Here is a 22,039-nt window from a genome sequence, read left to right on the forward strand (position 1 = left end):
GTAAATTTTGAAACTAAGGGGGAAGTCAAATTGATATTTGGTGTATTGAAAGATATTAAAGTCGGGGAGTTCCGAGTAATAGCAACTCCGCTAGAGGTCGGAACTATTAAAAGCGATGGTCATACCGTCCTTATTCAAAAAGATGCGGGACTCCTAGCAGGGTTTAGCAATGAAGAATATGAAGAGCAAGGTGCTGAGATAGTAGACGAATTGAAGGAAATGTATGAAAGGGCTGACCTCTTAGCAAAGGTGAAAGAAATTGAAGAAATCGAGTACAAATTACTTAGAGAAAATCAAATTATCTATACCTGTATCCATCCAGCTGCTAATGAAAAACAAGTTCAAGCCATTCTTGACAGCAAATGTATTGCATTTACGGCAGAAGATTCACATCGATTCGGCTCAGTGAATTGTGAAGCAGCAGGTAAACAAGGAGCTCTAATGGGCCTACACTCGATGCTAACGATAAATGGAGGCAAAGGGAAATTTGTAAGTGGATTAGCAGGAGCACCCAGCATTAAAGTCCTCATCCTCGGGGGAGGTCTTGTCGGAAAATCCGCATTACAAGTTCTACATTCATTAGGAGCTTGGTGTACTGTAATGGATATAAACTTCGGTACTTTAAGGGAAATTGGAAAGATCTACAACGAAAAAGTAAACACTCAAATATCAACTAAACAAAATATCCAAAAAATACTTCCAGAAATTGATATAGTCATTAATAGCGTGAAATGGCCAAAAGGAAATAAGGATTATTTAATAGATAGAGATATGCTCAACTTAATGGAAAAAGGATCCGTCATTGTAGATATTAGCAATGATGCTGAAGGGGCAATCGAGTCCTTCCGTGAAACCACTCATGATAATCCTACGTATATTGAAAACGGCGTCGTTCACTATTGTGTGGGCAATATTCCAGGCGCTATAGCAAATTCCACATCCGTAGCATATGCTGCATCTGTATTAGGCCACCTTAGATCTATTCTAAACTCAGGTGTCACAGAAGCCTGTATAAAAGATGGTTTTTTAAGACGGAGTCTGACGGCGTATAAAGGCTATCTCACTCATGAAGAAACAAGTGCTATCCAAAAAAGACCATGGATAAAACCGGAAGACATCCTTGATATTACACAAGTGAAATTGGACACTGCCCCGCCCGCTACAGTTACAAGATCAGATTACTTTTTAAAATTCTAATCAGAAAAGGTGGATTCAGCTATGACGTTAAATACGCTATTGGTAGACTTCACTCTCGCAAGTATACTTATATTAATAAGTATGTTTATGCGGTCAAAAATCAAGTTATTGCAAAAGAATTTCATTCCCGCAAGTTTAATGGCAGGCTTTTTAGGGTTGGCGTTAGGTCCTGGATTCCTGAATATCCTACCTTTTTCAGCGGACATAGGTTCGTATGCGGGAGTCATCATAATTTTTGTGTTTGCTTCGGTAGGGATAAATGGATTTTCATTTACTCCGGGGAATATGAAAAAAGACCTCAAAAGAATGGGTGCATATGCTTCATACAAAATATTGATAATAGGCGTCCTCATTTTTATTCCAATTACATTTTCAATATTGGTTATTTCTAAATGGGTTCCTGATATTAATTATGGTTTTGGATTAATTTTAGCAACGGGATTCTATGGTGGTCATGGAACAGCAGCTGCGGTAGGATCAACCTTTGAAAATTTAGGTTTTGCCGCAGCAACAGATTTAGGTATGACATCAGCCACCATTGGTATTTTAGCAGGTATTTTCGGTGGACTAATATTTATAAAAATGGCCACAAAAAAAGGATATACACAATATGTTAAAGACTTCTCCCAAATATCAGAGGACATGAGGACAGGTTTAGTAAAGCCTAATAATCGAGTATCCATAGGGACGGAGACGATTTCACCCATAGCACTTGATCCATTAGCATTTCATGTTGCGCTTTTACTTATTCCATCCGGTTTAGGTTACTTGCTTAATACATATATTGCAGATACCTGGGGTCTTGACTTTCCAACATTTACCATAGCGTTCATCGTTGCCTTGTTAATGTATGCATTCCTGGGCAAGGGGAAAAAAGGTATCTATAAATATGTAGACGAAAATGTGGTAAATAGGTTAGGTAGTTCAGCAACGGATTACCTTGTATTCTTTGGAGTAGCCTCAATAAAACTACCTGTCGTTCTTGAATATGCACTTCCACTTGGATTATTAATGCTTTCAGGAATGATAATTGTCATTTTAATGTTATGGGCAGTCGGTCCAGCCATGAACTATGAAAGCTGGTTTGAGCGTTCAATATTTGTTTACGGTTATGCAACTGGTGTCTTTGCGATAGGGCTGACCCTATTAAGAGTAGTTGATCCAAATAATAAATCTAAGACACTCACAGATACAGCTATCGTTGGGCCGCTTAATACGCCTTTAGAATTATTTGCATGGTCAGCTGGACCGGCAATGCTATTAGGAGGACAACACTGGTCATTTGTTGGCATTTACGCGGCTATTTCTATTGTCTGCGTTGTAATATCTATTAAGTTTAAATGGTGGTACTGGAAAATTCCTTTAGAGGATAGGCCGGATGCATCTGCACTTGATCGCGATGGATGACCCAGATGGTATCCACGCCATTGGAAATAACACTTATAGTTACATTCACATTACAAATGACATACCAAGATTAGTAGAGCTCGGGATGATGATAGGTTGGTGACGGACAAACGATAATTATACATGATATTTTGCTGTTAGAAAGCTAAGGTAAGGGAATTATCGTTAATATGTCTTCAGTGTCAGGAATGGGGGCAGTTCAGATGCAATTGGGTGGTTATCAATAGCTGTCATATTAGGTTTAACTAAAAGCTGTGCAATGAATTTCTTACCATAAATCAGAGTTAGTGCTGTCGCTCCTACGATGGTTAATACTCCGATTATGGGTACGATACCTGATTGGAGAAAATAGGAGTATTCATTTCATAAATACACCTGTCCTGTCTGAAGATGTGGCTGGATATGGTTGTCTTCTTATTTTCAGATAGAGCCAAGCATTATACTTGCGCAACATTCGATATTAATAATGGAGGATATCTAAGATAATAAAGTTAAATATTATTTAGGTACACTAGCATAAATCCAGAAAAGGGCGCTTGAATTTAATAAAAGGAAAGCACATATTATACGTGACTAATATGTGCTCTTCTTTATTTTATAGGAAATTATAATGTAGGTTTTGAAATCTAATGCTCTAATACCATTCACAATGTTCTGAAGGTATATTGAAAAAGGAAGTTTAATTAAAACGGATACCCGTTTAATACTGTGCCAAAAAGATCGAATTCAGGATCTTTTGACGGAGTTATTGGAGGGGCTTCGGATCTCCCTATTGAAGAGTTAAAAACATCCTTACCTTCAACTGACTCTACAGAGTTTTCGTCATTCTCTTTATGCAATGGGTTATCAATCATACCCAAATCAACTCCTTTTTATAAGATTAACGATTGGTAAGTTATTAATTCCCTAAATATTTTGATTTTATGCTAAAAAATATGATGATGACTGGGATTAGTTGAAATGAACGGGTAAGAACTCGTAAGCAACCGTGCTAAAATTTTTATTACAGAATGCTTAATGATTATTTTATGTTCATAAAAAAGATTGGTACCGATTCTTTGATCAGATGAGGGGTGTAATGAGATTCGAAGCAGGATCATAACCGATTCCTGGACACGAATTTTTTGTGCATCGCCCTTCTTAGTAGCAAAAGGGTTGAAAAACCATCCCTACGATACACATTGTTAATGGATACTCAAGCGATTGGACAGGTTCTAATCCTATTGACTGGAAGGTTAAAGTGGAGTGAGAATCCTTTGCTTGTTAACAAAGTAAGCCCACTCAGAAAAGCCGATTTCCTTTAGTCTTTTTTTAACTTGTTCAAATTCATCGCCAATACGTTCAGGTGTATGCGAATCTGATCCAAATGTTACCTTCACATTATAGAAAAGAGCTCTTTCTAAAATGTCATCTGCTGGATACCACCCACCACACTCTTTTGTTTTACCAGAGGTATTAATCTCAATGGCGATATCTTCTTGACTAATGATTTGTAACGTTTTTTCAATACTGTCTGTTTCAATGGATGAAAAGGCAGGATAAAACCCTTTCATTGCATCAATATGGCCTAAGATTTGAAACACTCCGCTTTTTGCAGATTTCTGTATTAATTCATAGTATTCATTCTTTAATTTTGACTGTTCTTTAGAAGTTAAACCATTCCAACGCCCTTTTTTAAAAATGCTAATGTCTTGAACATAATGAACGGATCCAATTATGTAGTCAAAAGGGTGTAAAAGATATTGATCACGGTAGACTTCAATGTGATCAGGGAAGAAATCACTTTCCATTCCCAATAACACGTGAATTTTACCTTCATATGTTTCTTTTAAGCGAAGAACTTCCTCAATATAAGGGACAAGTTCACTTTTTGCCATGGCGATAGTTGGGTAGAGCTGGTCGTCCTCACTATAGAAATATGGAGAATGATCAGAAATCCCAATATATTGCAAACCGTATTCAATGGCTTGTTTTACATAATCCTCAATTGTGCCGATAGCATGTCCACATCGTTCATGGTGAGTGTGCAGGTCAAATTTTATTGTATTCGTCATTTGCTAAAGCCTCCTAAAAATAACCGGATTGTCTTTGTTATATCATATCCCAAATTCACATTCTTTCTCAAAACTTGAAAGAAGATTTATACCTTCCTTAAATCTGCGTTTTTTGGCGGGGTAACGGATAATTTTATACATTCGAGTAATTGTATAAATGTTGAATTTCCAAGACAAACTAGAATGTTCAAATATGTTAAAAGAAAGGAAAGATACAGAATGACTAAGGTATTGTACATCACAGCTCATCCTCATGATGATAAACAATCTTACAGTATGGCTGTTGGAAAAGCATTTATTGACACTTACAAAGAAGTAAATCCTAGCCATGAAATAGTGAATATTGACCTTTATAAAGAAAATATTCCTGAAATTGATGTAGATGTTTTCAGTGGTTGGGGGAAACTTCAATCAGGAAAGGGCTTTGAAGAACTTTCGGCGGATGAGAAAGCAAAAGTTAGTCGACTCTCAGAGTTATGTGAACAATTTATAGCTGCCGATAAATATATATTTGTAACACCTTTATGGAATTTTTCATTCCCGCCAGTAATGAAAGCATATATAGATTCTGTAGCTGTTGCAGGTAAATCATTTAAATACACCGAACAAGGCCCAGTTGGTCTTTTAACTGATAAGAAAGCCTTGCATATTCAAGCTCGTGGTGGTATTTATTCAGAAGGACCAGCTGCTGAAATGGAAATGGGTCACCGGTATCTAAAAATCATCATGCAATTCTTCGGAGTGCCTTCCTTTGAAGGTGTATTCGTTGAAGGACATGCAGCAATGCCTGATAAAGCACAAGAAATAAAAGAAAATGCTATAGCACGCTCAAAAGATTTAGCTTCTACTTTTTAAATCAAAGAGTCAACAACTTGTTGGCTCTTTTTTTTGTAAAAATAAATGGATTTATTCTTACCAATCAAGGACTATGGTTTTTTATTATGTGCGGCTATTCATTATTGTTGTTTTTGTATTCTGGCTTTTTAAAATTCCCCCTGATAATACATACGATGTAATCCTAGAAGTAGCACTCTTTAGTACACTTTATTTGAAAACGATTTGGAAGAATATTAACGAAAAAGTCTGCTTTTAACACTTGGTGGTTTAAAGATGCAAACGATATACCAATGCTTTTCTGTTTTGCTAGTGTGGTAGATGAGATGCCTTTGTAATTTCTTTACCCAGTGGGATGAAATCCTGAATTAAATGAGGGAGTTCTATAAGATGAAGTGAAAAATTCGATTCTTCACATAGACGAGGTCGAATTTGGAATTCTCTGTACTTTTTTTGTTTTAACTTCCATATTTTATGTATGTAGTATATTTTTATCAAACTCTGCTAATGGATAAGCAAGTCAATCATGGTACTTGAAAAAGGAGTGATACGATGAATAAGATGTATGACGTCATCATTACCGGTGCTGGATGTGCCGGCTCTGCTCTGGCAATTTATCTTGCTAAGGCAGGTTTCCATGTGTTGTTAGTTGACCGATCGACTTTTCCAAGGGACACATTATCAACCCATACCTTTTTCAATAATACTGTCGCTCTTCTTCGAGAAATAGGTGTAATGGGCAAATTATTGGAAACAAATGCACCACCGGTACGGGATATTAAATTTCAATTTGAGGATACCGTGATAGAAGGACTCATCCCTGTGGTTTACGGTGAGGCCAGTTGTTATTGCATTAGGAGAACTTATCTCGATCATATCCTACTTGAACAAGCCAAATCTCAAATGAATGTTACCGTTTTAGTAGGATTTCGTGTGACGGATGTCATCCGTGATGACGAAACAGTAATAGGCGTGAAAGGTTTAGACGGCAACAACAAGAAGCAAGATTTTTTAGCTCGTCTGGTAGTCGGGGCAGACGGCCGATCCTCTATTATTCGCAAGCTGGTAAAAAGTGAACTCAAAACAAGTATTCCGGCAACAGTCGGTATCCATTTTGGGTATTTTTCTGGATTTCGCCATGATGATGTCCCTAAATTTGAAGTATACAAGAGAAAAGATAACACAGCCATTCTCTTTCCGACGAATGATGATTTATATGTTATTGTCGGCATTTTCCCATTAGAAAATAAGGAATTGATAGAACGGTTGAAATCAAATCCGGAAAGCTGTCTGCGCAATCTCTTGACAGATAACTTTCCTAATACAACAATTGGAGCCCGCTTGAAAGATGCTGAAATCGCTGAACCTGTCAAAGGTATACTGGGATATGATAATTACTGGTATAAGGGAATGGGAAAAGGCTGGGCGTTGGTTGGTGATGCGGTTTGTTTTAAAGATCCTGGCATGGCGCAGGGGATCCATGATGCTATATGTGGAGCACGTATATTATCCAATATTCTATTAAAATATAAGGGGCAATCCAATAAATCGAATCAAATGTCTGAAGAATATCAAAAGGCAATAGAAGATGAGTTTATGGTTCGGTTTCACATGGGATGCCAAATTTCGAAGAATGAACGCATATCTGAACAACAGGAAGCTGTCAACAAGCTGATTAGTTCCCATCCAGAGGCTATAGAGAAGTTTTTAGGGATTTACAATTACGCAAACGAGCCCGCTGTTTTAGAAAAAGAACTCGCACGAATTATGCAGTCGAACTAGCAATGATTTAATGATCCAAGGACAAAAATATTTCGTTATAAACATTGAGCAACAATTTACTGTTAAAGAACAAAAAAATTTCATCATAGCTGTTCTTTTAATCCGTGATATTATTTTACATCAATATGGATTTCTTGGTAATAGGTATAACGGTTGTATAAAAAGTCAGAAAAATATAAAATATACTTAAATCGGAGTATGATAGATTGGCTCCGTATTAATTATCATGACTAAGGAAATTTGCAATTACTTCTTAATATTAATTTTTATTTCTTAAAAGAAAAGAGTGAGTTTTATGAGGAAAGACATTAAAAATATTTATTGTGTAGGTAGAAACTATGCTTTGCATGCAAAAGAGTTGAATAATGAAATCCCAACTTCCCCTTTTTTATTTTCAAAACCAACTCATTCGCTTGTTGAAGCAAAAGGTCAGTCAATTACTTTGCCGGGTAATCAGGGTTCCGTTCATTTTGAAACTGAACTTGTCATACATATCGCAAAGCAGTACGAACCAGGAATGAAAGTAGATGAAATGGTTGATGCGATGGCAATTGGGTTGGATTTAACACTTAGAGATGTTCAATCACAGTTAAAACAGAAACAGCACCCTTGGCTTTTGGCTAAAGGTTTCAAAAATTCAGCTGTTGTTAGTGATTTCATTCCATTTCCAGGTGTCGAAGCATGTGAACAATTAGATTTTTCTTTGTTAAAGAATGGAGAGCGTGTACAAGTCGGAAATATTAAAGACTTACTATTTGATTTGCAAACGATTATAGAATTTACAGAAGAGCATTTTGGACTTAGGAAAGGAGATATTATTTTTACAGGTACTCCAAGTGGTGTAGGACCTCTTTCAGACCAAGACAAGCTTTCACTAAACTGGGGTGGAAATGAAATTGGATCCTGTTCAGTTACACTGAATTCATGAAAAAAGGAGCAGTCATTTTGACTGTTTTTTTTTATGGAACAATTCAAACTTAGACAAAAAGAAGAAACTCGTCTAAAATGAAGAGAACAATTTAACAACATGGAAACTGCCAATATGGCACGTACTTTTTCAAAAAGTTAAATCATTAAATTTAGGCTTTGGAAAATTAATTTTTAATGAATTAGAACAATTTAATTGAATGAAGATAATCAATTTTAATTATAAAGGATAGAACAGGGTGGAATGTGCATGAAAAACAACCAAGAAAAGAAGTATTTAGATAATTGGCTATCTCTTACTAATATTCAAATGAGCATTACGAATGAGCTGGAAAGTGCTTTGCAAAAAAATCATAACCTTTCGTTAAAAGAGTTTTACGTTCTATACTTTTTATCCAAAACAAGCGAAAAACAATTGAGGCTACAACAATTACAAGAAATGGTAGGATTAAGTCAAAGTGCTATATCTAGGCTGGTAGTCAGACTGGAAGCAAAAAGCTGCGGCGTTTTACAAAGGCAAATATGCGAAGATGATCGACGAGGTATTTACACACGTTTAACTAGAATAGGTGAAGAAAAACTACAAATTTCCTTAAATACTGTTCATGAAATTCTGCACTCTGCTTTTTCGAAAGGAAACCTTCAAGATGAGTTACAATCCTTAATCAAAAAATTATAATATAGTTTCTTACATCCTTTAAGTACTAAGTGAAGTCGGTTATTTCTACATATCTTAGATAGGAATATTCCTTTGCCCAGTAAGATTTAAATGAACTGAAATTATTTAAATCTTAGTGTTGCCTTTCGTTTTTATTATGGACGGAACTGTTGACAAAAAGAGAAGTGTCAATGCGAAAATAAATGTAAGCGCATGCATTCAAGAGGGTGTTTTACTTACTCCTTTATCATATGAAAATCACCTACTGCAGTAAATTCATTTGAAACTATTTTCATTCTTCGACGTATTACATCAAGAGTAATTGAGAAATTTCATGAAATGCGAATAGATTTCTTGTCATTTCTTATTACTCCCCATTTTACTTACATATTCTTAAGACGGTTTGAGATAATTTCGAAGGGAAGAAGAAGCATGTTCAAAAAGATTTTAGCAAGTTTAGGAAAAGGAGCCGCAACTGTAGATTTACAATGTGGTAATCGTAATTATCAAGCGGGAGAAAGCATCCAAGGGGAGGTTGTCATTCAAGGTGGTGAGGTGGAACAGAACATTAATCAATTGACTGTCCGGCTTATGATGAATGTGGTATTAAAACAAGAAAGCGTTTCTAAGGAAGTTGCCCATATACCATTAGTTAATCGAGATTGTATTCACCCCAAAGAACGTAAGGTCATTCCTTTTCATTACGTCCTGCCTACGAATATACCTATTTCAAGGGGAACTGTCTCATACTATCTGGATACACATCTTGATATTGAGGGTGGGGTTGACCGCAAAGATGTAGACCGGCTAGTCATCCAACCCCAGATTTCTATTCAAGCCATTTTTAATGCAATGACTCAATTAGGTTTTCGCGAGACAGCCGACTCCGGTAAACTCGACCAATATGGACAGGAATTTGCTTTTTTTCCCACTCAACAATTCATGGGACAAGTAAATGAAGTTGAAATGCGTTTTGCCAATGAAGAATCAGGTATCCGGGTCTGGATGGAAGTTGACTGTAAAAGCGGATACAAGGAAATTGAAGCAAAACGTGAGTTTCATTTAAATCAAAATGTTCTTGAACATGAAGCAGGACTTGAAAAACTACTAGGAAAATATATATCGGAAGCTATTGATCAGCCTTATGCTTTTACACAGCCTTTCTCTTATTCCGCAAACCAGCATCATGGTCGCGCTTCCCAATTAAACGCTATACCTGGAATGGTTGGTGGATTGGCAGTGGGTGTTTTAGGGACGATGCTATTTACTGAGATGATGGAAGGTTTTGATATTGAGGAAATGTTTGAAGAGGAAACAGAGGATTTTGATGGGGGATTTGATTCATTTTTTGATAATGGAGATGGGGAATCCTAATCAAGCCATTAGTTAGTTCCTATGTTAACGTAGAAAAGAAAAAGTACCCACTAATCATTGCTTGGGTAAGGATTGGAAAACAAGCGTTACTTACTTTGATCAGTAAGTAACGCTTGTTTTATTGTTGTTTTGCCAGGAGGGCACATTTAATAGCGCAATTTACTTCCATTTAACCGATTGTGATAAACGGATTAGGTGATGGTGATCATGAAGCTAATCATTTTATGTGGATTTTATGTTTTATGGACTTTATATATTAAACGCAATCTTTAATTAAGGATGAATTAGGTTACCTACATGTTTTTTCTTTTCTTGACGCTTATTTGATGGTACCGACATTTTGATTTGCTGAAAAAATGAATAAACAATCATATAAAGCCCATTCTATATACAAGAATGATAAAAAGGAGATTACATCGTGAAGCCATATGAAATAAAAAATATGATTATTGATGACGAGTTTGATGGTGAAGAATCGGTTACAGCCGATTTTACTCACAATGAAAAAGATTATAGCATTACTTTTAAAAAAGAAGATCTTGAAATAATTAATACATGGGTTTTTGAGGATGGTTCATCTCTTCCAGCAAATTTATCAGGTACTATCATTGAATCGATAAGGGAAGATATTAAAAAGAGAATCTAGTCATTTGCACTAAATTCTTTTTTATGGTCAGTTTCTTAATAGAAGAAAAATTTAAACCTTGTTCTTTATGATAAAAGATAATGAAGAATCATTGCTTGTGGTGCAATACCAATAAGAGTGATAAGGCGTATATTTGTTTACTTCGGAAAACTATAGTGGACAAGGAATCTTAACTGTTTTGTTAACTAAATTAGTCGATGTGGCTAATAGGTATTTGAAAAATATGGCTTTATGAACATAAGAAAAGCCCTTAAGAAAAAAGGGCTTTTTCGTAGTGACCCATTATGGTAACCAACTAAGTTTCTCTTGAGGATCTTTAATTTAAAAATACGATGCGAAAGTTCATTCACTCATATTTTTTTAAAACGATTGCTGCATTATGACCTCCAAAACCAAATGAATTGGATAGACCAGTATTTATTTCCACCTTACGGGCAATACCCGGTACATAATCTAAATCACATAATGAGTCAGGCTTTTCCAAGTTGATGGTTGGAGGAATGATTCCTTCCTGTAAACTTTTTGCCAAAGCAATTGCTTCCACGCCTCCAGCTGCTCCTAACATATGACCAAGCATAGATTTATTAGCTGTTATTGGGATTTGATAAGCTTTTGATTCAAATAGTTTTTTAATTGCCAGTGTCTCAGAACGATCTCCAACTTCTGTACTTGTTGCATGAGCGCTAATGACATCAATCTCTTCAGGAGAAATTTTTGCGTTTTTCAAAGCCATTTTCATTGCAAGATAGGCTCCTTTACCTTCTGGGTGTGTAGCCACCATATGATAGGCATCAGAACTTGCACCATACCCAATGACTTCAGCGTGAATTTTTGCATTTCTACGTAAAGCGTGAGACAAAGATTCCAAGATTAAAATTCCTGCTCCTTCTGACATGACAAATCCATCTCGATTTACATCAAAAGGACGGCTAGCTTTAGTTGGATTATCGTTTCTCGTTGATAATGCTGTAGCATTGCCAAAACTAGCTAACGATAAATCTGTTATAGCTGCCTCTGCTCCTCCTGCAAAAACGGCATCAGCTTCTCCAAAGCGAATAAGTCTAAATGCTTCACCAATAGCTGTATTACCGATCGCACAAGCGGAAACAGGTGACATAGTAGGTCCCATTGCGTTCCACTTAATACTAATTTGGGCCGCGGCAGCATTTGAAATCATGGCTGGTACCAGGGTTGGACTGACTCTTCTTGGACCTTTCTCTCGAAGAGTATCCACATTATCAATAAATGTTTCAATTCCTCCTATCCCCGAACCAACATATACGCCAAGTCTTTCCAGATTGACATCATCCATATCTAAATCAGAATCAGCCCAAGCTTGTTCAGCAGCAGCCAAAGCAAATTGAGTAAAGCGATCTAGACGACGTGCTTCATTTTTTCCTAAGATATCATCTGCATTAAAGTCACGAATAATTCCTGCAATTTTTGCTTTATGATTGCTTACGTCAAATGTATCAATGGAGGAAATGCCAGACTTCCCTTCAATCAGATTCCTCCAAAATTTTTCTACGTTGTTTCCAATAGGAGAGACTACTCCCATTCCTGTAATAACGACTCTTTCCATTTTTTATCACTCCAAATGAATAGTATACTTGTATTATACTTCGGGGTTATCCTATTACAAGTGAGTGTTTATCCTGGTATAATAACTACTAGGTTAAATTGTTATGAAGGGGGTTTTAGAAATGAATGATAAAACCAGGCTTGAAGCTTTGTCTTCATTTTTGAAATCGAAGCGATCCCAAATAAAGCCTGAATCTATAGGTATACCCGCTGGTACACGGAGAAGAACACCTGGCTTACGAAGAGAAGAAGTTGCACATTTGGCGGGAGTCAGTACTACTTGGTATACGTGGCTAGAGCAAGGACGGGATATAAAGGTCTCCACAAGCGTATTGGATTGTATATCCACAGCTCTACAATTAAATAATGATGAACGGGAGTATCTATATGATTTAGCTTTAGAGGTGAAATCATCCATTATTCATCGAAAGAAGGATCGACCAAAACTAAGTCCTTCTTTGGAAAGAATTTTAGCTGAGTTAACGTATTGTCCTACTATCGTTACAGATCGACATTGTCATATTGTAGGCTGGAACAATGCTGCTGCTCATGTATTTTTAGATTTTGAACAACTCCCGGATGACCAACGAAATTTGATCCATCTAATATTTACAAGAAAAGAATTAAAAGCATTAGCTGTGAATTGGGAGCATTTTGTTAAAGGGTTTCTTGCCATTTTTCGTGCCTATTATGGTCACTACTTAGGGGATGAATGGTATAACCTATTTATTAAAGAAATGAGTGATTCCCATCCGGAATTTCAATCTTTATGGCAAGAAAGTCAAGTGAGCAAAGCTCCAGAAATGATGATTGAATTTAGACATGCTAAAGCCGGAAAGATGCTGTTTAATTTAACTTCTCTCCAAGTCCAGGGGGACATGGACTTAAGGTGCAGTATCTATACACCAGTAGAGGGAACAGCTACAGAAGATAAATTAAAACGATTAATGAAGAAAATCTCCATTGAAAGTTCATAACCAGTATTCACTGTCTTTTATAGATAGATTATCATGGTCAAACCTTACCCAAACTAATCAACATTCCCGATCTTATCCGAAGTAAAGCTGTCATTTCATGCTTTTTCGGAACAGTTCGAATTTAGTAATAAAAACCAAAATTTCAATACTCTGTTTAAATCTTCCGCTTCAATTTCCTCGTTAATACATCAATGTTTATAGAGGGAGGTTAGTAGAAGAGAGATTTAAAACACAATCATACTTAGATTATGTTTTGAAAAAAATTGAGATCGGTCTGGAAGGGCCTTTGTAATCTCTCAGAATTACCAATAATATTCTAGATTGTTTGGCGGCATAAAGGAAAGAGGCAAACATATTTTTCTGCAACTTTATGGGGATATATGGATATGTAAAAAGGTGCACTTTAAACTGAGTGCACCTTTTTGTTTTATGAATTATATATTTCTCTGTTCATATTCACAATATCTTTACTTGAGAGGGGTTTGAGGTTAGAAGCTGATAACTTTTCTATTACCTTATCCCGTAGGAAGGGGGCTTTTTCTTTATTTGCTTTTTCCAATGCTTTTGTTAGTTCTGTGCAGTATGCAGGAGTTCCTGGCTGCTGTCTCCACGAATCACTTAAAGAACCACTATCTACTGTGTCGAAGCCTAGCTGGTTTTGCTTCAAAAAAACTAGGGTTGATGCTTCAGTCTTTTTATGGAACTAAGGGGGTCTTCACTAGGTGTGACAACTTTGTTCTTTAAATTTCAGAATCTTCTGGTTGGATACCTCCTATATTTCTCTCTTCGACTACCATGCGTAATCCACGCTTCGGTCTGAGTGTAATAGACGGAAGTGGCTTTACTTCATGATGGTCCGGCGCCAGCCTTATCCGATATCGTTGAGCAATGCACGCTAGGACAAGCACAGCTTCCATCATTGCGAAATGATTACCGATACAAACTCTTGCCCCTCCGCCAAACGGAAAGTAAGCGAACGGAGGTAGAGTTTTCACAAAGTTGTTTTCAAATCGCTCTGGATTAAAAGACTCTGGATTATTAAAATACTCTTGCTTGTGGTGCATCACATACTGACTTAACAGGATCATATCGCCTTTTTTAAAATGATATCCTCCTATTACCACATCCTCCACCACTTTCCGAGATATGATATAGCCAGGAGGGTATATGCGCATTGATTCATTGATAATATTTTGTGTGTACGTTAATTTCATATAATCGCCAGGAGTAGGGTTACGATCGCCGATTACGTTATCTATTTCATTGAAAAGTTTAGTTTCCACTTCAGGGTGTTGTGAAAGCAAGTATAAGGTCCAGGAAAGCACGTTTGCAGTTGTTTCGTGACCGGCAAGGAAAATGGTCATTAGCTCATCACGTACCTGCTGGTTTGTCATACCTAAGCCATCCTCATCATCTCGGGCATCCATTAAAATCCCAAGCATGTCCTCATGTCTCTCTGAATCTGCCCTACGTTTTTCAATAATGTTATAAATCACTGTATCAAGTCTTTGTATCGAATTTTTATATTCACGGTTATTTTTAGTCGGAACCCATAGTGGCAAGTGAAGAAGTGTTCTCATCCTTTTAACAGCAATTCTCATAGATGCTTCTATAGGTTCCCCGAGCTCGTCATATCCTTCTTTGAGGTTCAAACTGAACATGGTCTTGCTGATGATACCGAGAGCAAGGCTCATCATATCCTCCGTAATAATCCGTTCTTCCCTGTTTTTCCAAGTGGAAATATAGTTCATTGTTATATCAATCATATCCTGTGCATAATTGCTAATATGAGATTTTTTGAAAGAAGGTTGAATAAGCCTTCTTTGGCGCATGTGAATTTCCTTCTCACTTGTAAGAAGGCCTTCTCCGAGTAATGGTTTTAAGGCTTTGAAGTCATTTGATTTCAAGAAGGATTTTTGTTTTGTTACAAGTACCTGCTTAATTAAATCTGGATTTGAAATGAAGTAAACATTTTGGAAAGGTCCAAAACGAATTTTAGCAACTTCTCCATATTCATTTGCTAAACGGGTAAGAAAGCCAAGTGTATCTGAAGTAAACTCATTTGAATGGCCAGTAATTAGTCTTCCTTTAGGGCCCTGGGGAGAATCATTTGAAAAATCTGTGTCACTCACTGGTTTGTTTCCTCCATATCTTATAATCATTTATATTCATTCTATGATGAAAGTATTGATTGGTTTGGACAAGTTGTTAATAAGAAGACCAATAAATACAATATTTTTTAAAGATAGTTAATCAATTTGAATTTAAAGTGTTTATGAAATGGTAAAGGCACCCATCCCTTGGTTGTCACTTTCTTTTACTAATGAAAGCAAGAATGTATGGAACAAACTTACAAAAGTTATTATCTTGTTGACTGCTGGCACATGGCATAATGAAGCCAATACAGGTAATATTCCGCTAAAACTTGCTCGATATATGCTCCTCCTAACCATCCATTTGGTACTGTTCATGAAACTAAAGCAGATGCAGTGGCTTCGGAAGAGGGTTACGGTCCATGGCAATAGTAATACAGTTATTTCTGGCAGGACTCCAGATGAATGGATAAAGCACAAGGGATTTTTGGTGAATGAAGGGTTAGAGGATGTTAAAAGAGGAATAAATGCTACGCATATTCTTCAAGAATTTTTTCTAATGGGAGTTCTTGCAGGGAAAGGATATTCTCCCGAAAAAGCATGTGAAAAAGTAGAAGAATGGGAACGTACCGGGGAATCCAAACTTCTTCAGCAAAGCAAAAATATGTATAAATAGAGTGAAACCTATCATGCTGCAAGCGAGGACAGTTCTCTTAGCCCTTTTAAAAACCTAGAGTAGAATTAGAATTATCATGGTGAACCGATCACAAATAGTGGTAAAACAGAGGGCGGAAATTGTTATTAATAATGAATGGATCGAAAGGTTAATATGAAATATACTAATGTTGAGGACAGGGAAACCTGTCTTTTTCTAATATATCGTGAAAGCGGATAATACAATATGAAGGTTTAAAGCGGCATTGCGCAGTTTCGTAATGCAAGAACAGCGAAAACCATATATATTAACGCTGTTCTTATATTTTAAATACTGTAATTATTTCAAAATCCACAAATTCTTTCATTTGTTTTAGTTCCTGGATCCAGTTTAGTAAGCTGGTAAAACCCTCTTCGTTATTTTCAAAAGATAGGGGTTTCCCGACCACAATGTCCCGAAATTTTACAGCACGGGCCACGTGTACGTGTTGGGCAATATCCACACCAACAACTAGATGTTGATCCGTAATTCTCTCAATTAGTTGATTTTGTTGTGCATTTTAAAATTCATAGTAGGGCTACCTCCTTAAGACTTTGAGTTAGATTGGTCTCTATACACGTATCTTACTGAGGGTTTCTATTATTTAAAACCTGATATTTAACGATCTACAGGAATGCTAACGGAGTTGCTTTGGCAGCTCTTTTTCTTATAGAGCTAATGTGGCAGTTAGTCTGATTCATTAGTGTTTTAAGAAATTAGTTTTTCATTTGGGATTATCAAAGTCACCATTGATCAATGGGAGATAAAATTAAATATGGGAGAAATCATAATAGAACCATGCTTCCTGAGGCACAATAAATTGAAAAGATATAAAAAATGATGCAAAGCGAGGAACTTTATGAAAAAGCTTATAATGTTTTTCCTATGTCTTCTTATCTTAATTCTTCCATCACAAGTTTTTGCTCAACGAAAAGTACCTATTCTAGTTTATCATTCGATTGACGAGTTTACAGGGCAAGGTTCTAAGGAGCTATATGTAACTCCTGATAATTTCCAGAAACAAATGATTTATTTAAAAGAACATGGCTACACATTATTAACTTTTGATCGGTGGCAAGACATTTATAAAGCAAATAAACCCATTTTCATTACCTTTGATGACGGATACAAAAACAATCTGAATGCATTCGCTATCTTTCAAAAACTTAAAGACGAACGTTTTAAACCAAGTGGTACCATTTTTGTTATTTCTGACTTTATCGGTCGTTCAAACCGATTATCTAAATCGAACTTAAAAATGATGGCTGATTCGGGTATAATCTCAATCCAGTCTCATACTGCTACACATCCTGATTTGACGGAAATAAAAAATTATGAATATGAACTGAAAGGGTCCAAAGATAAAATTCAAAAAATAACAGGCAAACCAGTAAATGCTCTTGCGTATCCATACGGAAATTTCAATGAAAAAGTCGTAGAAGAAACGAAGAAATATTATTTATTTGGACTTACGACAACTCCTGAACTATTTTCGGAGAAGGGCATTAAAGATGAACTTTATCTTTTACCACGAATTTATATCAAGTATTCGACTACTCTTGATGAATTTGCAAAGATTGTTGAAGGCGGTTCCTATACCAGGTAATCGCTTTTTTCTTTTGGAACCAAGGGAAAAGTACTTACTATTGTTTTATAAGCAAATGGGTGCGGAAAATAAGGGGAAACATCAAATATAATTCAAAAGTTTAAGGAGATAGATATTGAACTAAATGGCTGATTCATGATTCAGTATAAAATATCAAGCCTCGACCGATAATATGCACTTATTTTAAGTGTTATTTTGGACAGCCAATCTTAAAAACCCAGCTATCTTCAAATTAGAAGATAAGTTGGGCAATGATTTATAGCTCTATTCTGATCTTTTTAGAAAAAAAGGCAACTTCTCATTAGTATATTAATCTGAAGTGTTCAATAAAAAATAAAAGCCAGCAAACCCTGCCTATATTAATGATACTCTGCTTAATATATTTATTTGAAAAACTTCATATAGAAGAAGGCAGCCTAAAACGATCATCCTTTTTAATTCGTTAAAGTTATTCCTTTTAATACCTCATCCCAAACGGCATTATTACTGGGATCATTACGAGGAACTTGTACAAAGCAAATCCCCTCATTTGGCCAGTTCATGTCTATAACTCCATTTAAACCTTCTACAGGCTGCATAATCAACAGGTTAAACTTACCCGTTGTAAGTTGAGATAAAATAGATTGCAATTCAATAATATCTTCATAGTTTGCCGTTGACCACTCATATCTGATGAATAAAGTATTTTTGCTTTGTTGGATTTTTGTAAGGAAATTTTGGATGCGGTGATTCAGCTTATTTTTAAATGCTGGATATTGAACAATCCAATTTTGGTTTGGAATCATTGGAAAATCATGAACGGAATCAATTTTATATTTACTATCATGAACAAAATGTGCTTTTGATGGTTGAGTACCCCCTGGTTCAAGAACAACATTTCCTTCATCAACAAAATGAGCGAGTATATTTTTCTCATTCATATTTTCTAGCTCCATATATCCCTCAAATTTATTCTTTAATAATCTATTTACTTCAGGGAGAAAACCAGATTGAACCCAATCCAAGGGAAATGAATTCCTTCTTAAATTATGCCTCTTTGTATGGAGGGCAGGACCACACCAGCTGCCCAAACCAGTGATCAATTCATATGATCCTTTTATGTCCAATAAATTCAAATAATCACTCCTCTGCTTTTTAATATTTTATAAAAGAGCAATTCTATTTGATTGGACATTTAAAAAATGTGTTAAAAAGATGCAACATAAGAAATGTGTTATAACATTACATAGCTACATTTAAAAGGTTTCCGCGGAAGTTTTTTTCATAGTTAAACTAATGCCTTCAATTCCTTCTTTTCAATAATGCTTTCTGTCTTTTCTTTAGTTTGCCAATTAACGTTCTTTTAAATAAAAGGCTGTTTTCGCATACTTTGTTGCTAATCACCAAGTAATGCGGTGTGGTTGATTTCCCCTCCATTGCTCGCTTTCGCCTCCTCGGCGTGAACGCCTGTGGGGTCTCACCTGTCCCGCTGCTCCCGCAGGGGCCTCGCACTTCCGCTCCAATCAACTTTAAATCGTTTTGTTTTAAAAACAACAATCTTTACGAAAAGAGCTAAATAAAAAGGGCAGTTAGGATCCATAAATAACTGTGTGGCAATCCAACCAAGATGATCACTTTCTCTTTTTAAAAATCTACTTAAAGAAGTACCTATACCTTTAGCTTTTGTATTAATAAAATCAAAAAAAATTTTTCCTCATCTTCATCTAACCAATGGAAGGGAAGAAAAGGAATATTTAGCATTGTATTTGTATGTAGTTCAATTCCTGAGTTAGAAATCATTTTTTTGTAAATTAACCTGCCTATTCGACGGCTTTTATCATCATCCGGAAATTCCCAATCTTGTCGCAGTAAAGCAATCTTTTCATGCTTTCTACTATCAGTTCAGTAATAACGAAGTCATATCTAGCCGATTGTGATAATTAAGGTATAATGATAGGGGAAGATATTTTTTAACGGATTAGGTGAAGATGAACATGAAGCTAATCATTGCCGAGAAACCCGATCAAGGTTCAACGCTTGCGGCTCAATTTAAAACGAAGAAACAGCAAGGCTATATAGAAATCATGCCGAATGAACTTTTTCCCGATGGAGCATATGTAACTTGGGCCGTCGGGCATTTATGTCAACTCGTTTCGCCGGAAACCTATCATATAAAATGGAAAAAATGGTCGATGGAAACGTTGCCGATGATTCCTGAGAAATTTCAATATGAAGTGACCCGACAAAAGGCAAAGCAATTCAATGTTGTGAAGACTTTGCTGAGGAAACCGGAAGTCGATGAAATCATTCATGCAGGTGATGCCGGGCGTGAAGGAGAATTGATTGTACGCAACATCGTTAATCTATGCAATGTCAATAAACCGATGAAACGGTTATGGATTTCCTCTTTGACCCCAAAAGCGATTTATGAGGGATTCCAAAATCTGAAGAGTGAGGAAAAAACCAGGCCGCTCTATTATGAAGCGTATACGAGAGCTTGCGCGGACTGGGTTGTGGGAATGAATGCGTCGAGAGCGTATAGTATTTTATTGAAACAAAGGGGCGTTTCGGATGTGTTTTCAGCTGGAAGGGTTCAGACACCGACACTCGCCCTGATTGTGAAGCGGGAAATGGAAATTGAGCAATTCAAATCCGAACCGTTCTGGGAAGTGTTCGCTGACTTCAAGATGGATGGGAAGAAATATAAGGGAAAATGGCAGCAGAACAATGATCCGAGAATCAAGACAAAAGAAATGGCTGATAAAATTGCCGCTTTTTGCAAGGATAAGGAAGCTGAAATAGCTGAAATGGATACAGAAAGGAAAGAATTTCAGCCGCCTTTGTTATTTAACCTCTCTTCATTGCAAGCGACTGTGAACAAGGTTTATAAATATTCACCGAAACAGACGCTTGATATCGTACAAAGTTTATATCAAAAAGGGATCGTTTCTTATCCACGTTCAGATTCCAATTATGTGACGGAGGGGGAAGCTGAAACATTTCCCGATATTTTGCAAAAACTAAGCGGATTTTCGGAATATGAATCCCTGTTTCCCTTGCCGCAACCGAACATCATGAATAATAAACGGTTTGTAAATGAAAAGAAAGTGACTGATCACTATGCTATCATCCCGACTGAGCAGGTAACCGATCCAAAGCGGCTTTCAGCTGAAGAACGGAATATTTATGACTTGGTGGTACGCCGTTTGATTGCGGCCCATTATGAGAAAGCCATTTTCGATTACACCACCATTAAAACGCTTGTCGATAAGCGTGCCGAATTCATTTCTAAAGGAAAGCAGCAGATTCAAGAGGGATGGCGCAAAGTGATTTTCCAAAATGACAAGGAAGACGATGATATCATTTTGCCGTCCGTCTCAAAAGGGGATTCCGGAAAGGTCGCCAATATAAAGGTGAAAGAAGGAAAAACCCAGCCTCCTAAGCGCTATACAGAAGGTCAGCTGATCACTTTAATGAAGACTGCCGGAAAGCATCTGGATAATGAAGAGTTAGAAAAGGTGCTGATGAAAACCGAGGGTCTTGGAACCGAAGCAACCCGGGCTGGCATCATTACCATGCTCAAAGACCGTAAATACATCAATGTTAAAAAAAACCAGGTGTTTGCGACAGATAAAGGGAAAGTGCTGATTACTGCGATTGGGGAGAAAATCCTGGCTTCACCCGAGATGACAGCCAAATGGGAACAGCGTTTAAGGGAAATCGGTGAAGGGAAGGCATCAGCTGGCGGATTTATGGAAGCTGTTAAAAAGATGTCAGCAAAAATTATCAGTGATGCCGTGGAATCATCGGAAAGCTGGAATTTTCAAGGGCTGGACACCGAGTCGATTCAACGAAGCGGCCCAAAAAAGAGAAGTTCAGCATCTGTAGGCAGCTGTAAACTATGCGGTTCTAAGATTGTCGATAAAGGGGAATTCTATGGATGTGTAAGTTATCAAAAAACAAAGTGTAACTTCACTATCTCCAAAAAAATCCTTAATAAGAAAATCAGTCAAGCAAATATAAAAAAGCTGTTGGCGAGCGGTGAAACGGATTTGATAAGCGGTTTTAAAAAAGGGGAAAAGACCTTTGATGCCATTTTATCCTGGTCCGACTCTGAAAAGAAGATCAGTTTTACATTCCCGACAGAACAAAACGTCAAGCAAACTTGAGAAGAAACTTCATTAAAGGCGCCCTGAGACTTATATTTTCTTGTTTCGGGGTCGTTTATAT

17 protein-coding genes and 4 pseudogenes are annotated in these 22,039 nt (G+C 36.6%); 14 read left to right on the top strand and 7 right to left on the bottom strand.

Features of this window, described 5'->3' with window-relative positions; genetic code table 11:
• Positions 1-30: 30 nt before the first annotated feature.
• The 3 genes and pseudogenes from N0M92_RS21270 to N0M92_RS29500 all read left to right on the top strand — a co-directional run.
• Entirely contained in the window at positions 31-1,197 is a 1,167-nt protein-coding gene (locus N0M92_RS21270) for an alanine dehydrogenase (protein ID WP_260287696.1), read from the top strand.
• Positions 1,198-1,218: 21 nt separating this feature from the next.
• On the top strand, positions 1,219-2,604 hold the full coding sequence (locus N0M92_RS21275) for a sodium/glutamate symporter (protein ID WP_260287697.1): 1,386 nt from the start codon (positions 1,219-1,221) through the stop codon (positions 2,602-2,604).
• 152 nt (positions 2,605-2,756) lie between these two features.
• Positions 2,757-3,090: pseudogene (locus tag N0M92_RS29500) on the top strand (SDR family oxidoreductase); the annotation flags it as partial.
• Between the two features lie 197 nt (positions 3,091-3,287).
• On the opposite strand, the gene N0M92_RS21285 reads toward N0M92_RS29500, so the two are convergent.
• Both N0M92_RS21285 and N0M92_RS21290 read right to left on the bottom strand, forming a co-directional pair.
• On the bottom strand, positions 3,288-3,458 hold the full coding sequence (locus tag N0M92_RS21285; protein ID WP_192205221.1) for a hypothetical protein: 171 nt from the start codon (positions 3,456-3,458) through the stop codon (positions 3,288-3,290).
• A gap of 381 nt (positions 3,459-3,839) precedes the next feature.
• Entirely contained in the window at positions 3,840-4,658 is an 819-nt protein-coding gene (locus N0M92_RS21290; protein ID WP_260287698.1) for a histidinol-phosphatase, read from the bottom strand.
• 219 nt (positions 4,659-4,877) lie between these two features.
• On the opposite strand from N0M92_RS21290, the gene N0M92_RS21295 reads away from it, so the two are divergent.
• From N0M92_RS21295 to N0M92_RS21320, 6 genes are all read left to right on the top strand, one after another.
• Positions 4,878-5,513 (top strand): FMN-dependent NADH-azoreductase, encoded by a 636-nt coding sequence (locus N0M92_RS21295; protein ID WP_260287699.1) that lies wholly within the window; start codon positions 4,878-4,880, stop codon positions 5,511-5,513.
• 531 nt (positions 5,514-6,044) lie between these two features.
• On the top strand, positions 6,045-7,274 hold the full coding sequence (locus N0M92_RS21300; RefSeq protein ID WP_260287700.1) for an NAD(P)/FAD-dependent oxidoreductase: 1,230 nt from the start codon (positions 6,045-6,047) through the stop codon (positions 7,272-7,274).
• 295 nt (positions 7,275-7,569) lie between these two features.
• Positions 7,570-8,202 carry a fumarylacetoacetate hydrolase family protein gene (locus N0M92_RS21305; RefSeq protein ID WP_260287701.1) on the top strand — a complete coding sequence of 211 codons (633 nt, stop codon included), beginning with the start codon at positions 7,570-7,572 and terminating at the stop codon, positions 8,200-8,202.
• A 249-nt stretch (positions 8,203-8,451) separates the two neighbouring features.
• Complete coding sequence (locus N0M92_RS21310; protein WP_260287702.1) at positions 8,452-8,880, top strand: MarR family winged helix-turn-helix transcriptional regulator; 429 nt, start codon at positions 8,452-8,454, stop codon at positions 8,878-8,880.
• A gap of 411 nt (positions 8,881-9,291) precedes the next feature.
• Positions 9,292-10,233, top strand: a complete 942-nt coding sequence (locus N0M92_RS21315) for a sporulation protein (RefSeq protein WP_260287703.1) — start codon at positions 9,292-9,294, stop codon at positions 10,231-10,233.
• Positions 10,234-10,651: 418 nt separating this feature from the next.
• The gene (locus N0M92_RS21320; protein WP_260287704.1) at positions 10,652-10,879 is read left to right on the top strand and encodes a hypothetical protein; all 228 of its coding nucleotides are present in this window, start codon (positions 10,652-10,654) and stop codon (positions 10,877-10,879) included.
• A 346-nt stretch (positions 10,880-11,225) separates the two neighbouring features.
• On the opposite strand, the gene fabF is transcribed toward N0M92_RS21320, so the two are convergent.
• Positions 11,226-12,461, bottom strand: coding sequence for a beta-ketoacyl-ACP synthase II (gene fabF, locus N0M92_RS21325; protein ID WP_260287705.1), 1,236 nt, complete (start codon positions 12,459-12,461; stop codon positions 11,226-11,228).
• 121 nt (positions 12,462-12,582) lie between these two features.
• On the opposite strand from fabF, the gene N0M92_RS21330 reads away from it, so the two are divergent.
• Positions 12,583-13,437 carry a helix-turn-helix transcriptional regulator gene (locus N0M92_RS21330; protein WP_260287706.1) on the top strand — a complete coding sequence of 285 codons (855 nt, stop codon included), beginning with the start codon at positions 12,583-12,585 and terminating at the stop codon, positions 13,435-13,437.
• A 427-nt stretch (positions 13,438-13,864) separates the two neighbouring features.
• On the opposite strand, the pseudogene N0M92_RS21335 reads toward N0M92_RS21330, so the two are convergent.
• Both N0M92_RS21335 and N0M92_RS21340 read right to left on the bottom strand, forming a co-directional pair.
• Positions 13,865-14,095 (bottom strand): annotated as a pseudogene (locus N0M92_RS21335) (3-hydroxyisobutyrate dehydrogenase); the annotation flags it as partial.
• 82 nt (positions 14,096-14,177) lie between these two features.
• Positions 14,178-15,569 (bottom strand): cytochrome P450, encoded by a 1,392-nt coding sequence (locus N0M92_RS21340; RefSeq protein WP_260287707.1) that lies wholly within the window; start codon positions 15,567-15,569, stop codon positions 14,178-14,180.
• Positions 15,570-15,807: 238 nt separating this feature from the next.
• On the opposite strand from N0M92_RS21340, the pseudogene N0M92_RS21345 reads away from it, so the two are divergent.
• Positions 15,808-15,962, top strand: a pseudogene (locus tag N0M92_RS21345) (cupin domain-containing protein); the annotation flags it as partial.
• A gap of 58 nt (positions 15,963-16,020) precedes the next feature.
• On the top strand, positions 16,021-16,206 hold the full coding sequence (locus tag N0M92_RS21350) for a hypothetical protein (protein ID WP_260287708.1): 186 nt from the start codon (positions 16,021-16,023) through the stop codon (positions 16,204-16,206).
• 343 nt (positions 16,207-16,549) lie between these two features.
• Here N0M92_RS21350 and N0M92_RS29505 read toward each other — a convergent pair.
• Positions 16,550-16,723, bottom strand: a pseudogene (locus N0M92_RS29505) (IS110 family transposase); the annotation flags it as partial.
• Between the two features lie 360 nt (positions 16,724-17,083).
• Here N0M92_RS29505 and N0M92_RS21355 point away from each other — a divergent pair.
• A complete protein-coding gene (locus N0M92_RS21355; RefSeq protein ID WP_260287709.1) occupies positions 17,084-17,830 on the top strand; it encodes a polysaccharide deacetylase family protein in 747 nt (248 codons plus the stop codon).
• Between the two features lie 434 nt (positions 17,831-18,264).
• On the opposite strand, the gene N0M92_RS21360 is transcribed toward N0M92_RS21355, so the two are convergent.
• Positions 18,265-18,945 carry a papain-like cysteine peptidase gene (locus tag N0M92_RS21360; protein WP_260287710.1) on the bottom strand — a complete coding sequence of 227 codons (681 nt, stop codon included), beginning with the start codon at positions 18,943-18,945 and terminating at the stop codon, positions 18,265-18,267.
• A gap of 858 nt (positions 18,946-19,803) precedes the next feature.
• Here N0M92_RS21360 and N0M92_RS21365 point away from each other — a divergent pair.
• Positions 19,804-21,978, top strand: coding sequence for a DNA topoisomerase III (locus N0M92_RS21365; protein ID WP_260287711.1), 2,175 nt, complete (start codon positions 19,804-19,806; stop codon positions 21,976-21,978).
• Positions 21,979-22,039 lie beyond the last annotated feature (61 nt).

Source organism: Peribacillus aracenensis (assembly GCF_025175645.1).
Classification (GTDB): Bacteria; Bacillota; Bacilli; order Bacillales; family DSM-1321; genus Peribacillus; species Peribacillus aracenensis.

What these genes read in the sequence shown, in the direction of transcription:
- N0M92_RS21275 (WP_260287697.1), top strand. Translation starts at nt 1,219, where the DNA reads ATGACGTTAAATACGCTATTGGTAGACTTCACTCTCGCAAGTATACTT.
- N0M92_RS21285 (WP_192205221.1), bottom strand. Translation starts at nt 3,458, where the DNA reads ATGATTGATAACCCATTGCATAAAGAGAATGACGAAAACTCTGTAGAG.
- N0M92_RS21290 (WP_260287698.1), bottom strand. Translation starts at nt 4,658, where the DNA reads ATGACGAATACAATAAAATTTGACCTGCACACTCACCATGAACGATGT.
- N0M92_RS21295 (WP_260287699.1), top strand. Translation starts at nt 4,878, where the DNA reads ATGACTAAGGTATTGTACATCACAGCTCATCCTCATGATGATAAACAA.
- N0M92_RS21300 (WP_260287700.1), top strand. Translation starts at nt 6,045, where the DNA reads ATGAATAAGATGTATGACGTCATCATTACCGGTGCTGGATGTGCCGGC.
- N0M92_RS21305 (WP_260287701.1), top strand. Translation starts at nt 7,570, where the DNA reads ATGAGGAAAGACATTAAAAATATTTATTGTGTAGGTAGAAACTATGCT.
- N0M92_RS21310 (WP_260287702.1), top strand. Translation starts at nt 8,452, where the DNA reads ATGAAAAACAACCAAGAAAAGAAGTATTTAGATAATTGGCTATCTCTT.
- N0M92_RS21315 (WP_260287703.1), top strand. Translation starts at nt 9,292, where the DNA reads ATGTTCAAAAAGATTTTAGCAAGTTTAGGAAAAGGAGCCGCAACTGTA.
- fabF (WP_260287705.1), bottom strand. Translation starts at nt 12,461, where the DNA reads ATGGAAAGAGTCGTTATTACAGGAATGGGAGTAGTCTCTCCTATTGGA.
- N0M92_RS21330 (WP_260287706.1), top strand. Translation starts at nt 12,583, where the DNA reads ATGAATGATAAAACCAGGCTTGAAGCTTTGTCTTCATTTTTGAAATCG.
- N0M92_RS21355 (WP_260287709.1), top strand. Translation starts at nt 17,084, where the DNA reads ATGAAAAAGCTTATAATGTTTTTCCTATGTCTTCTTATCTTAATTCTT.
- N0M92_RS21365 (WP_260287711.1), top strand. Translation starts at nt 19,804, where the DNA reads ATGAAGCTAATCATTGCCGAGAAACCCGATCAAGGTTCAACGCTTGCG.